At 38.8% G+C, this 12120-nt stretch carries 12 protein-coding genes and 1 pseudogene; 7 read left to right on the top strand and 6 right to left on the bottom strand.

Annotated features, from left to right (window positions below; genetic code table 11):
- The 6 genes and pseudogenes from V7137_RS24660 to V7137_RS24635 form a co-directional block, all read left to right on the top strand.
- On the top strand, positions 1-326 hold a 326-nt coding region (locus V7137_RS24660), incomplete at its 5' end, for an ATP-binding cassette domain-containing protein (RefSeq protein WP_335700519.1).
- Positions 323-1243: pseudogene (locus V7137_RS24655) on the top strand (ABC transporter permease subunit); the annotation flags it as partial. The gene V7137_RS24660 and the pseudogene V7137_RS24655, both read left to right, overlap by 4 nt.
- A gap of 91 nt (positions 1244-1334) precedes the next feature.
- The gene (locus V7137_RS24650) at positions 1335-2345 is read left to right on the top strand and encodes an ABC transporter permease (RefSeq protein ID WP_335700518.1); all 1011 of its coding nucleotides are present in this window, start codon (positions 1335-1337) and stop codon (positions 2343-2345) included.
- Positions 2346-2362: 17 nt separating this feature from the next.
- Positions 2363-3427 carry an autoinducer 2 ABC transporter substrate-binding protein LsrB gene (lsrB, locus tag V7137_RS24645; protein WP_335700517.1) on the top strand — a complete coding sequence of 355 codons (1065 nt, stop codon included), beginning with the start codon at positions 2363-2365 and terminating at the stop codon, positions 3425-3427.
- Between the two features lie 58 nt (positions 3428-3485).
- Complete coding sequence (locus tag V7137_RS24640; protein WP_335700520.1) at positions 3486-3668, top strand: hypothetical protein; 183 nt, start codon at positions 3486-3488, stop codon at positions 3666-3668.
- 111 nt (positions 3669-3779) lie between these two features.
- Positions 3780-4265, top strand: a complete 486-nt coding sequence (locus V7137_RS24635; protein WP_335700516.1) for an HIT family protein — start codon at positions 3780-3782, stop codon at positions 4263-4265.
- 25 nt (positions 4266-4290) lie between these two features.
- Here V7137_RS24635 and V7137_RS24630 read toward each other — a convergent pair whose 3' ends face one another.
- The 5 genes from V7137_RS24630 to V7137_RS24610 all read right to left on the bottom strand — a co-directional run bounded on the left by V7137_RS24630 (position 4291) and on the right by V7137_RS24610 (position 9917).
- Positions 4291-4599, bottom strand: a complete 309-nt coding sequence (locus V7137_RS24630; RefSeq protein WP_335700515.1) for a hypothetical protein — start codon at positions 4597-4599, stop codon at positions 4291-4293.
- 139 nt (positions 4600-4738) lie between these two features.
- Positions 4739-6142, bottom strand: a complete 1404-nt coding sequence (gene gnd / locus V7137_RS24625) for a decarboxylating NADP(+)-dependent phosphogluconate dehydrogenase (protein WP_335700514.1) — start codon at positions 6140-6142, stop codon at positions 4739-4741.
- 148 nt (positions 6143-6290) lie between these two features.
- Positions 6291-7637 (bottom strand): GntP family permease, encoded by a 1347-nt coding sequence (locus V7137_RS24620; RefSeq protein WP_335700513.1) that lies wholly within the window; start codon positions 7635-7637, stop codon positions 6291-6293.
- 19 nt (positions 7638-7656) lie between these two features.
- On the bottom strand, positions 7657-9201 hold the full coding sequence (gene gntK / locus V7137_RS24615) for a gluconokinase (protein WP_335700512.1): 1545 nt from the start codon (positions 9199-9201) through the stop codon (positions 7657-7659).
- Positions 9198-9917, bottom strand: coding sequence for a GntR family transcriptional regulator (locus tag V7137_RS24610; protein ID WP_335700511.1), 720 nt, complete (start codon positions 9915-9917; stop codon positions 9198-9200). Before V7137_RS24610 ends, gntK begins: the two co-directional genes overlap by 4 nt.
- Before the next feature lie 249 nt (positions 9918-10166).
- Between V7137_RS24610 and V7137_RS24605 the strand changes: the two genes are divergently transcribed.
- Positions 10167-10880 carry an MOSC domain-containing protein gene (locus tag V7137_RS24605; RefSeq protein WP_335700510.1) on the top strand — a complete coding sequence of 238 codons (714 nt, stop codon included), beginning with the start codon at positions 10167-10169 and terminating at the stop codon, positions 10878-10880.
- Between the two features lie 181 nt (positions 10881-11061).
- Here V7137_RS24605 and V7137_RS24600 read toward each other — a convergent pair whose 3' ends face one another.
- On the bottom strand, positions 11062-11907 hold the full coding sequence (locus tag V7137_RS24600) for a hypothetical protein (protein ID WP_335700509.1): 846 nt from the start codon (positions 11905-11907) through the stop codon (positions 11062-11064).
- Positions 11908-12120 lie beyond the last annotated feature (213 nt).

Raw genomic sequence — 12120 nt, 5'->3', positions numbered from 1 at the left:
GCCATCTTTCTGGTGGAAATCAACAAAAGATTGTTTTATCGAAGTATCTAGAGACAAAACCAAAAGTCATTATTTTAGATGAACCGACACGAGGAATTGATGCTGGTGCTCGTGGGGATATTTATAGAATTATTAATGACTTAAAGAATAATGGATTAGCGGTTATTTTGATTTCTTCAGATACAGAAGAAATTGTTCAACTAAGTGATCGTGTCCTTGTTATGCACGAAGGCCAGATAACCTCTTCGATTGAAAAAGAAGATTTAACTGTTGACTCCATAACCTCGGCTGCATTCGGGATTAAAAAGGAGTGGAAGGCTCTATGAATCTCTTATCTAAGGTTATGAAGGCAAGAGAAGTCTCCATTATTATTCTCATTATTGTGTTTATAGGAATTGTGGGGGCGATTAATAGTAAATTTGTCTCCGGTAACAGTTTACTGCTTTTAGTTAGTAGCAGCGTCATTTTACTCATATTAGCTGTTGGTCAATCCTTTGTCTTGTTAACATCAGAAATAGATGTGTCTGTTGGATCGATTATGGGCATATCGGCAGCTGTTTGCGGCTTATTATTAACAAATGGTGTTTCAGGAGGGATTGCTGCTGCACTAGTATTAATGGTTGGAATCCTTGCTGGTCTTTTTAATGGGATTGGAGTTGCCTTCCTTAAAATCCCGGCAATTATTATGACATTAGGTACTTTAGGTATATTAAGAGGTTTAATGATTATTTTAACAGACGGAGAGTGGATTGAGGACATTCCTAATTATTTCAAAAAACTTTCAGGAGCCGAATTCATGGGCCTTCCTTTCCCTATCTGGCTTGGGATTATTATTCTTGTTTCGGCATTTCTTTTTCTAAAGCTGAACAAATTTGGCCGTTATTTCTATGCCGTTGGGGATAATGCTGAAGGTGCTAGATTAATTGGAATACCTGTTTCCATGATAAGAGTTATCGCATTTATGCTTTCTGGGCTTTCCGCCTCCATAGCTGGGATGATTTTTGTTATGAACATAGGGTTCGTCCCTAACCAAACGGGCAATGGTATGGAACTTCAAGTTATTGCTGCAGCTGTATTAGGCGGTGTAAGTCTTAACGGGGGACTGGGGACAGTGTTTGGAGCAGGGCTGGGTGCAATATTCCTAACTGCTATAAATAGTTCATTAATCTACTTAAAAATACCAGCTTATTGGAACAATGCGATATCAGGATTTTTATTACTGTTTATTGTAATTAGTGATACTAGATTTCAAAGCTTTATAAAAACAAACCAATTTAAAAAGGGGAAAAAAATTAATCAAAAAGCAAATGGTTTAAAAGGAGGGACTCAAACTGATGACAAAACTGACCAAGCCGCTCTTTAGGTGGGAAGGTGCACTGGTTATTTTCCTAGTCATTGAAATTATTTTCTTCAGTGTGATGAATCCGGACTTTTTGAACTTCACCAATCTATTATTTAGCATGAATGACTATGTATATATCGGACTGGCTGCTATTCCGATGACCTACGTCATTATCACTGGCGGAATCGATGTATCGATTGGATCAACAATTGGATTAACCTCCATTTCCATTGGTGTTCTCTGGACCAACGGAGTAGAGGTATGGCTGGCGGTTTTGATAGCTTTAGTGATAAGCGCCTGTGCTGGCGGTGTGAATGGAATAATTGTTGCGAATAGTAACGTCCAGCCCTTGGTTGTTACTCTTGGCAGCATGTTTCTTTTCTCTGGGATTGCCTTAGTCATTTCCGGTGGCAGCAGTGCATCTGGGTATGAAGGAATCAGTGGTTTTCCTGACTCATTTGTTCAATTAGCAAATGGTGAAACCTTTGGCTTGCCTAATCCATTATTATTTTTTGTCTTCTTTATGATTGTATTTGCTGTTATTTTACACCTCACACGATTTGGCAGACAGGTGTTCCTCATTGGTATTAACATTAAAGCAGCCCGTTTCAGCGGAATCGGTACTAAGTCCATTTTGATTTGGTCCTATGTTATTGCAGGTTTAGGAGGTGGTATCAGTGGTGTAGTCTTAACATCCTACTTCAGTTCAGCGAGGTCGGACCTTGGGACAGAAGCGGTTTTGCCTGTCATTACTGCCGTCGTCTTAGGAGGGACTAGTATTACAGGTGGAAAGGGCAGCGTTGTTGGAACAGGAGTTGCAAGTATTGTTATTGGGATGATGCAATATGGTCTACAAATGATGAGTATGACCAATCAAGAAACAAGTGTGGTTATTGGTTTTTTATTAATCATCGCCGTTTTACTTCGATTAACCAATTGGCGTAATTTCCAACTATTATTTAAAAAATTAAATAATAAAAAGGATCTTGTGAAAGAGTCCTAAAAAGGGAGTGTAGATTAATGAAGAAATCAGCATTATTAAAGCTATTCACAGTTGTTTTATCGGCATTGTTCCTACTTGCAGCATGCAGCAGCGGCGGAGAAAAGACTTCAGGCGGGGAAAAAACAAACAAGAAAAATATTAAATTAGCATTTATCCCTAAACTTACTGGTGTTGGATTTTTCACATCTGGCGGGCAGGGTGCTAAAGAAATGGCTAAAGAACTTGGAGTTGAATTAACTTATGATGGACCAAGCGAAGCTTCTGTTGCTGGACAGGTAAAATACATTAATAACTTTGTAAACCAAGGTTATAAAGCCCTGATGATTTCATCTACCTCTGTAGACGGCTTAAACCAAGCATTAGATCGTGCGAAGAAGCGTGGAGTTAAAATCTTAACTTGGGACTCAGACGTAAATCCAGAACACCGTTCATTCTATATTAACCAAGGAACTCCGGACCAACTAGGTGGAATGCTCATTGATATGACTGCCGAACAAATTCCAGATAAGGCCAAAGTAGCTTTCTTCTATTCTAGTCCAACGGTTACAGACCAAAACCAATGGGTTGAGGCAGCTAAAGCAAAAATAAAAGCTGAACATCCAGGCTGGGAAATTGTGACGACACAGTATGGAGAAAATGATGCCCAAAAATCATTAACTGTTGGTCAAAATATTATTAAGACGTATCCTGATATTGATGCAGTCATTTGTCCTGATGCTACTGCATTACCTGCTATGGCTCAAGCCGCAGAAAATCTTAAAGTGGCAGGGAAGATTGCCATCACAGGTTTTTCAACACCAAACGTTATGAGAGATTTTGTGAAACGTGATACTGTAAAACAATTCGGACTCTGGGATGTTAAAAAGCAGGGTGCCCTTGCAGCTTATGTTGCATACTTAATGACGGTTGAAGGCAAGGATCTAAAAGTTGGCGATGAGTTTGAAGTACCCAATATAGGTCATGTTAAAATCGAGCCTAACACAATCCAAGGGTATGATTACACAGATGACCACAGTGGAATCATCTTATTGCCAGAACGAGTTGTTTTTAAGAAGGATAATATTGATAATTACGATTTCTAACATAGAAGGAAGACTGCCTAAGCTGGCAGTTTTTCTTTTAGAAGGCAGAAAGTGATGTTTGAAATTAATCCAATTTAGAGGTCATTTCATAAGTATTTCCTGTTATAAAAGAGCAATTGCTGTAATGGCCGCATCTACATCAATTGGTCATTTTGTTTCGCTTAATGAAAAGGAGTCTTTTGATGTAGAGTACTGGCCGCTCGAATTATATAAAGTAGGTTTTGATAAAGAAAAGAAGTAATTACTTGATGAATATGAATTACCAACGTATAATGCGAATGCAAAACCTAAAAAAACCTTGCCAATTACTGGCAAGGTTTTTGTGAGCAAAATTAATTTTGGAGGGGACTTAGTGAGAAAAATTACCTTATCAAATGGAAACATGGTCGAAGTGGAATGTTTAAGCTGCGCCTTAACTAGTGGATTGATTGAGCCGGATGGCGGGGTCGTCTATGAAACAGAATATTTCCATGCCCATCAAGATGTGGCTTACCCGATTAAGGGATTAATGATCGTCGCATCCAAGCGGCATATTACATGTCTTGATGAATTGACGGAAGCCGAAAAGATTGATTACATAAATATCCTCACCAAAATTAGAAAAGCCCAAAGAGAAGTCCTTGGGATTGAAAATGTTTATTACTTTTATAACGAAGATACCACCCATCATTTTCACATGTGGATGGTCCCGCGCTATGAGTGGATGTACCGATTTGGCCGTTCTGTTGAATCGGTGCGACCCGTTTTGCTCCATGCTAGAAATGAAATGAATCATGGAGCAAATCTCCAAGAAGTGATGGAAAGTATTAAAAAGCTGACGCTTGAGCTAAATAAATAGTGATTCCAACATGCAGGAAGGAAACTTAATTTCCTACATGATTGCTTTCTGCTTTAGCGGCATCAACCATGAGAATAATGGCCGAGATAATATGCATAGCCATCCCTACAAACGGAATCCAGCCTATACAAGAAGTTATGATTCCAAGGACACTACCAGTAATTGACCCGCTGCCCTCTTTTTTGGTAATCACCAACGTAACAATATGTAATATTAACATGATTGCTAGAGGGGTCCATACAAGACTGAGAACGATCGAACCTCCAAGTACAGGAATTCCGAGTAATGCTTCAAGCCCACCTGAAACCCATTTCAGTATCCTTGATGTTGACATAAAATCCCTCCAATAATTAGTTAGTTTTACTCTATTCATAAACCTTACGTTTTCATTCTATTCATACTCTATGTGAAATTAGAACAAAGTCCCATACTCATTTCATGAGTATAGGACTTTGTTAGTTTATAAAAGGGCCTTAGTTCCATTCTGTGTGAAAGACGCCTTCCATATCGGTACGCTCATACGTATGGGCCCCGAAGTAATCCCGTTGAGCCTGTAAAAGGTTGGCATTCGAATGGCCTCTTCGATAACTATCGAAATAAGAAAGGGAAGCACTTAAACACGGGAAGGAAATCCCTGAATTAATTCCCTCACATACGATTTTTCTTAAACCTGATTGATACTCTTTTACTTTTTCAGCAAAAAATGGGGCGATTAATAAATTTTTCAGATTTGCTTGTCCTTGATAGGCTTCGCTTATTACATTTAAAAACTCGGCACGAATGATGCAGCCGCCGCGGAAAATAAGCGCAATCTCTTCCAAAGGCAAGTTCCAGTCATAAAGGTCAGAAGTCATTTTATATTGTGTAAACCCTTGGGCGTAGGCACAAACTTTGCCCATATATAATGCTACTCTAACGTATTCAATCCACAAATCTTTATCTAACAACGACTGATTCATTTCCGGTCCAGTTAAAATATCATCCGCAATAACACGTTCTTCTTTTAAAGCAGATACATAGCGGGAGAACAATGACTCGGTAATAATGGAAAGGGGAATCCCGTTATCAATCGCTTGAATACTTGTCCATTTACCTGTTCCTTTTTGCCCCACTTTATCAAGGATAACATCGACCAGTGGTAAGCCGGTTTTTTCATCCTTTTTCTTTAAAATTTCCGCGGTGATTTCGATGAGGTAACTTTTCAATTCGCCCTGATTCCAAGTTTCAAAAATATCCGCAATTTCATTCACAGATAACTGTAATCTTTCCCTTAAAAAAGTATAGGCTTCAGCAATAAGCTGCATATCAGCATACTCGATCCCATTATGAACCATTTTCACAAAGTGCCCGGCACCTTTTGGGCCAATATATGTACAACATGGGGTATCCTCGACTTGGGCGGCTATCTTCGTAAGAATAGGTGCTGCTTTTTCATACACTTCCTTATCCCCGCCAGGCATAATCGAAGGACCCGTTAAAGCGCCAACTTCACCACCAGAAATACCAATTCCTAAATAATCAATTCCTTTTGACTTTAAATCATCATATCTTCGGGCCGTATCTTCATAATGGGAGTTACCGCCATCCATGATAATATCACCAGGCTCAAGAAAAGGAACCAATGATGAAATCACTGAATCAATCGCTGCCCCAGCAGTCACCATAAGGAAGACCTTTCTAGGTGTTTCCAAGGATTGAACAAAACTTTGCACGTCGTAGTACGGATCGATAGATTGATTTTCGATTCTATCCAAAAGTTTATCTGTTAAATCTCTCGTGTAATTATAGACAGCTACTTTTTCCCCTTTGTTTGCCATATTTAAGGCAATATTACTGCCCATTACCCCTAAACCAATAACTCCAATTGTATTGTGCATTTCACTTTCGACTCCTTTAATAAAAATGAAAGGGCAGTAAATCCACCGCATATCATACTTAGCGGATTCTAAGCATAAGAGGAGGATACTGCCTTGACTAACTGCCAAAAGTGGGGGTACATTTACCTCCCACTTTTGGATATCTTTCTTAAACGATTAAACTTAGTAGTAAAATAAATCCTAATCCACAAACAGAAATAATCGTCTCAAGTAATGTCCATGTTGCAAATGTTTCTTTCATGCTTAAACCAAAATACTCTTTAAACATCCAGAAACCAGCATCATTAACGTGTGAAGCAATTAAGCTGCCCGCTCCAGTAGCAAGTACAACTAATGCCAGGTTAACGTCTGTTTGACCTAACATTGGGATGACTAAACCAGCGGTGGTTAAAGCGGCAACCGTTGCAGATCCTAGAGAAATTCGTAATATTGCCGCGATGATCCAGGCAAGTAAAATCGGTGAAATGGAAGTTCCTTTAAATAATTCGGCTACATAGTCACCTACATGGCCATTAATTAGTACTTGTTTAAAGGCACCGCCGCCGCCGATAATTAAGAGCATCATCCCAATATGTGAGATGGCTGTTGAACATGAATCCATCACTGTTTTAATTGGAATATTTCTTGCCAATCCCATTGTATAAATAGCGAATAATAAAGAGATAACCATGGCAGGAGATGCACCGCCAACAAAACGGATAATAGCTAGAAAATTATTATCTGCAAATCCCATTGTTTTTTGAAGCAACGTAATAATAGTAGCAATCGACATTAATATAACAGGAAGCATTGCGGTAAACACACTGATTCCAAACCCTGGAGTGTCTTCGAGTTTAAATGTTTTTTGTTCGCCTAAGGAAGCGATATTACCAGTTTTCGCAAATGATTCTGGGACCAATTTTTTAGCTAGCTTTGTAAATAAAGGTCCAGCGATAAAAACAGTTGGAACAGAAATAATAAAGCCGTAAAGTAATACTTGACCAAGATCGGCACCAAATTCACCTGCAATGGTAGTTGGTCCCGGATGCGGAGGTAAAAAGCCATGTGTTACAGATAAAGCTGCTGCCATTGGAATCCCAAGATAAAGAATGGAAACCTTTAATTGTTTAGAAATGGCAAAAACAATTGGAATTAATAAAACTAGTCCTACTTCAAAAAATAAAGCGATTCCGATAATGAATGAAGAGGCTACAACAGCCCACTGAATATTCTTTTCACCAAATTTATTAACCAGAGTCATCGCAATGCGCTGCGCGCCTCCTGAATCTGCAATTAATTTACCAAGCATTGCACCAAGTCCAAAAATTAGTGCTATATGTCCCAGTGTTCCGCCTAATCCTGCTTCAATCGTTGCAATGATTTCATCTAATTTCATCCCAAGTGCTATGGCCACACCGAATGAGACAATGATAAGGGAAACAAATGTGTTTAACTTTAAACCCATGATTAAAATCAATAAGGCTACAATCCCTAATGCTACTATAACTAATGGCATGTTATTTTCCCCCAAAAATTTATATATTATTTTTTATTAATCCTCTTTGATAATTGGCAATTCGTGTATAATCTTCTTCTAATACCCTTGATAAGTTAATAAAGATGGGCAGTAATTGCCTATACTCATGTGCTGCTGATTCTTTCGGTGTATGTTTGTGGGTACTGCCAACCATTTCAGAAACTGCTTCAAATGATTCAATTTTCCCTGTTGCATACAATCCTAAGATACAAGCTCCCAGACAAGAACTTTCGTAGCTTTCTGGAACCACAACGTCCAGATCGAAAATATCAGACATCATCTGACGCCAAACAGCTGACCTGGCGAACCCTCCAGTTGCTTGGATACGAGTCACAGGACCTTCCATGCATTCGAGTAAAGCGAGAAATACCGTATATAAATTGTAAATGACACCTTCAAGGGCGGCTCGAATCATATGTTCTTTCTTATGGGCCATCGTTAAGCCAAAAAATGATCCGCGGACGTCTGGATTCCATAAGGGCGCACGTTCACCTGCAAGATATGGATGGAACAATAGTCCATCGGACCCCGGTTTTACACCTTCAGCAATCTTGGTAAGAACTTCGTATGGATCAATTCCTAAGCGTTTCGCTGTTTCTACCTCTGAAGCGGCAAATTCATCGCGAATCCAGCGGAAGACCATCCCGCCATTGTTTACTGGTCCGCCAATAACCCAATGTTTTTCCGTTAATGCATAACAAAAGATTCGGCCTTTTTCGTCGGTTTGCGGTTGGTCAATAATGGTTCGAATCGCACCGCTTGTCCCAATTGTTACCGCGATCTCACCTTTTCGGATCGCATTTACACCAAGATTGGAAAGGACTCCATCACTTGCACCAATCACAAATGGCGTTTTTGGATCAATCCCCATTTGTTTTGCTAATTCTGGATGACAGTTGGTAAAAATCTCGGTGGTCGGCACGAGCCTGGATAATTGCTCACGTGAAATCCCGGCGATTTCTAATGCTTCTTCATCCCAATCAAGTTTTTTGAGATTCATCATGCACATGGCTGAAGCAAGGGAATGATCGACAACATATTGGTCAAAGAACTTTTTAAAAATATATTCCTTTATTCCAATATATTTTTTTGCCTTTTCGGCAATCTCAGGACGGTCATACACAATCCAAGTAATTTTGCTTAATGGCGACATAGGGTGGATCGGCGTTCCTGTCCGTTTGTATACTTCCTGTCCATTTAATTCATCTTTAATTTTATGGGTCCAAGCTTCACTGCGATTATCTGCCCATGTAATACAAGGCGTAAGTGGCTGATCGTCATCATCCATGGCAATGAGACTATGCATCGCACTGCTAAATGAAATGAACGAAATCTCTTTTTGAGGATGATGTTTCATGATCCGTGAAATGGCTTGTACAACAGCCATGAAGATTTCCTCTGGGTCTTGTTCGGCTGTCGATATATCAGGTGTATAGAGTGGATAACCGATATTCTCATGTTGGATGACTTCGCCTTTTTCAGTAAATAAAACGGCTTTGGTGCTTGTTGTACCGATGTCTACCCCTAACATATATTTGGTCATTGTTCTTGCACGACTCCTTTAGCAAGCATTTGTTGAGATCTCCAAAGGTCTTCTACTTTAACCTGAACATCATCAAAGTTTTGATGTAAGGATAGAATCATGAGATCTCTATTTTTGGCTTCGATCGCATCAATATAAAGTTGATGGTTTTCAATAATCCGTGGAAAGTCATCGTATTTTTCCTCAAACCGAGCCCGCATTGCTAATAGGATGAAAGCCTCCATGACCGGTTTTGCATTATTCCAAATCATCATGATGTAGGAATGATCAATCGCTCGAATAATAGTTTCATGGAATAAGACATCTTGATAGGCAAACTCATCGGCATCATGATACTTGATGGCAATATTCATCATCTCAAGTATTTTGTTCAATTCCTTAACTAACGATGAATTATCCAATTTTACAAGCCGTTCATATACAAACGTTTCAATCAGTAAACGAACATCATAAATTTCAACAATTTCTTTCATTGTGAATCCGATTACAACTGCACCCATTCTTTCTAGCCGAATCAAATTTTCAGAGGCGAGTGTTTTTAATGCTTCGCGGATGGGTGACCGACTCACATTGAAATCGGCCGCTAATTTATTTTCAGAAAGGATGGTACCGCTTTCAATCAAACCAGATATTATCTGCATTCTAAGTTCACATGCTACACGATCTCCGGCTGAAGCTTTTGAAAGCCATTTTGTGGGATACAATAATTCTTTCATTATTTCACCTTCCTAATATAATACGAGTATACTTGTATACAAGTATTATAGAATGAAATTCAAAAAATGCAAGCGCTTTTTTTTTGCTTTCTGATGACATGATAGCAAGGTGAATTCATTATTCTTAGAGAATTTAAAAAATAATCTCAACTATAGTCTATAAAATATAGGTATCATAAAGAAAAGGCGATATTGCTGATGCATAAATGAAAGAAAATATTGGCAGTTATTTTTAAGGAGGAAATCAAGATGAGTATTTTTTTAAGAGAAGTGTTTGCAGGTCTGCCAAAAACAGTAGGAAGGAAAGAGTCAAAAAACCCTATGGAAAGAGAATGGACAAGTGCCATTTTTAAAGAGCCGGTACAAGGACCTGTTAGGGTGGGGAAAACGGGTGTAGCTGGTGATGGTCAATGGGATACAGAACATCATGGCGGGCCGGAAAAGGCAGTTTTTGCGTATGCCTTTGAAAATTATACATATTGGCAAAAGGAACTAGGGATTTCTGAGATCACATCGGGTGGTATGGGTGAGAATCTTGTCATGGAGCATCTAACAGAGGAAATGATTTCGATAGGAGACACTTTCCAGATTGGCGAAGCGGTGGTCCAAGTATCACAGCCAAGGCAGCCATGCTGGAAACCAGCCCGCCGTTTTAACGTAAAAACGTTGGCGCTGTTATTACAAAATACGGGGAGAACGGGCTGGTATTTTCGCGTGTTAAAAGAGGGGTATATCGAGAACGGGCAGACGTTTACATTGGTGGACAGGTCATATCCGCAGTGGACGATTCAAAAGTGCAATCAAGTTATTCATGCAAAAGAACAAAACTTTGAAGATATATACGAACTTTCCCAATGTGAATTGCTTGCACCAGGCATGAGAGAGACATTAGCGAAAAGGGTAGAAAGGCTGGAAACCCCAGATATTCGAAATAGAGTTTTTGGTCCTAATGAATTGGATTAAGTAATTCTTATGATCCAGGGAAAATACTAAGTGTGTGGTGTATTGACGACCGAGCGTGTGAAAAAGAAGAGGAGCCGGTCGTCAATCCTGTTTACTGAAAGCGTAAAAAGAAGAGGGAAAGGTAACCATTAGGGGTTACCAGCTACTATTTTTCCACCCTTTCATCGAACTTTTTAGCTGCTTACACTATAGTTAGCTTATTTAATCTTTTATCAATAGTCCCTGTGAGCAGGAGGGTCAGAACCGATATAACCGCATAGTAGGGCTGGTCCCACCAGACCAGGCTACGAAGGATTCCTGTTCCCATAAGTACTTGATTTAACACAAACATAAGCAAAGCAGTGAATATGTATTTAATCCAATTCCTTTTTAAGTTAAACTTCGTCATTAGGCAATAAAACAGACTGACACATAAATAGAAAATGGCACTAAAGGCAATGGAGTCACGACCGGAATTTTCAAACCAGCCAGGAGAGTAAATTCGATTTGAGAAAAAAATGATCGGCAGAATATATGCACTTGCAGAGATTGTGCACGTTATTAAATAGAGAATCCAATAATGCTTGAACCCATTAGCAGGCTGTAAAATCCACTTATAATAACTCTTAGCAGTAGCAAAATAGAATGGGAGTCCCAGTCCCGTATAGGCTAACCTCCACCAATTATGGGAATAGATATGCAGTTTTAAAAATAACCACTCTACGCCGACAAAAAATCCGGAAAAGAAAATAATCCAAATCCAATTTAACCCAAAAACAGCTATAAACGTAGCGATGATTGGTAAAGAGAAAGCATTTGACACGAATGCCCCCAAATTGTTGTCATAGAAGTTATTATGTTTGATAAAATTCGGATTATAGTCATAGCTGGCTAAGAAATTATATATAACAGTCTCAATGATAAAAGCTAAACCTATCATGGTTAATAATAGGTAAAGTGATTGAGTATTTCTTTTTTTTACTAAGATAAAAATAAATAAACTGGTGCTTAAAGCAAGTAAAGCATAATACCAATATGAATTATGCATAACATTCACTCCGATAATAACTGGATTTAGATAGTTTGTTCCTAAGAATAAAAATTATGCAATTCCTACTAACACTTGAAAACCACTCAGGAGAAAATCCCTAGTGGTTTTTTAAACATGAACCGTATTCATATAAAAATCGTCTCATTATTTACCTATTTATTGGAATTTAAGAAGGTATGTGAATGGGTCTTCACGAATTATTTAAAATGG

Origin of the sequence: Neobacillus drentensis (genome assembly GCF_036962765.1) — a bacterium.
Lineage (GTDB): Bacteria > Bacillota > Bacilli > Bacillales > Cytobacillaceae > Neobacillus > Neobacillus drentensis_C.
Note: the sequence above shows the minus strand (reverse complement) of the source record. Positions and strands in the feature narration are given on the sequence as shown.

Bases quoted from the DNA above. Each gene is read 5' to 3' on its own strand.
- gntK (WP_335700512.1), bottom strand. From the start codon at position 9,201: ATGACCAAATATATGTTAGGGGTAGACATCGGTACAACAAGCACCAAA.
- V7137_RS24650 (WP_335700518.1), top strand. From the start codon at position 1,335: ATGACAAAACTGACCAAGCCGCTCTTTAGGTGGGAAGGTGCACTGGTT.
- lsrB (WP_335700517.1), top strand. From the start codon at position 2,363: ATGAAGAAATCAGCATTATTAAAGCTATTCACAGTTGTTTTATCGGCA.
- gnd (WP_335700514.1), bottom strand. From the start codon at position 6,142: ATGCACAATACAATTGGAGTTATTGGTTTAGGGGTAATGGGCAGTAAT.
- V7137_RS24630 (WP_335700515.1), bottom strand. From the start codon at position 4,599: ATGTCAACATCAAGGATACTGAAATGGGTTTCAGGTGGGCTTGAAGCA.
- V7137_RS24620 (WP_335700513.1), bottom strand. From the start codon at position 7,637: ATGCCATTAGTTATAGTAGCATTAGGGATTGTAGCCTTATTGATTTTA.
- V7137_RS24600 (WP_335700509.1), bottom strand. From the start codon at position 11,907: ATGCATAATTCATATTGGTATTATGCTTTACTTGCTTTAAGCACCAGT.
- V7137_RS24605 (WP_335700510.1), top strand. From the start codon at position 10,167: ATGAGTATTTTTTTAAGAGAAGTGTTTGCAGGTCTGCCAAAAACAGTA.
- V7137_RS24610 (WP_335700511.1), bottom strand. From the start codon at position 9,917: ATGAAAGAATTATTGTATCCCACAAAATGGCTTTCAAAAGCTTCAGCC.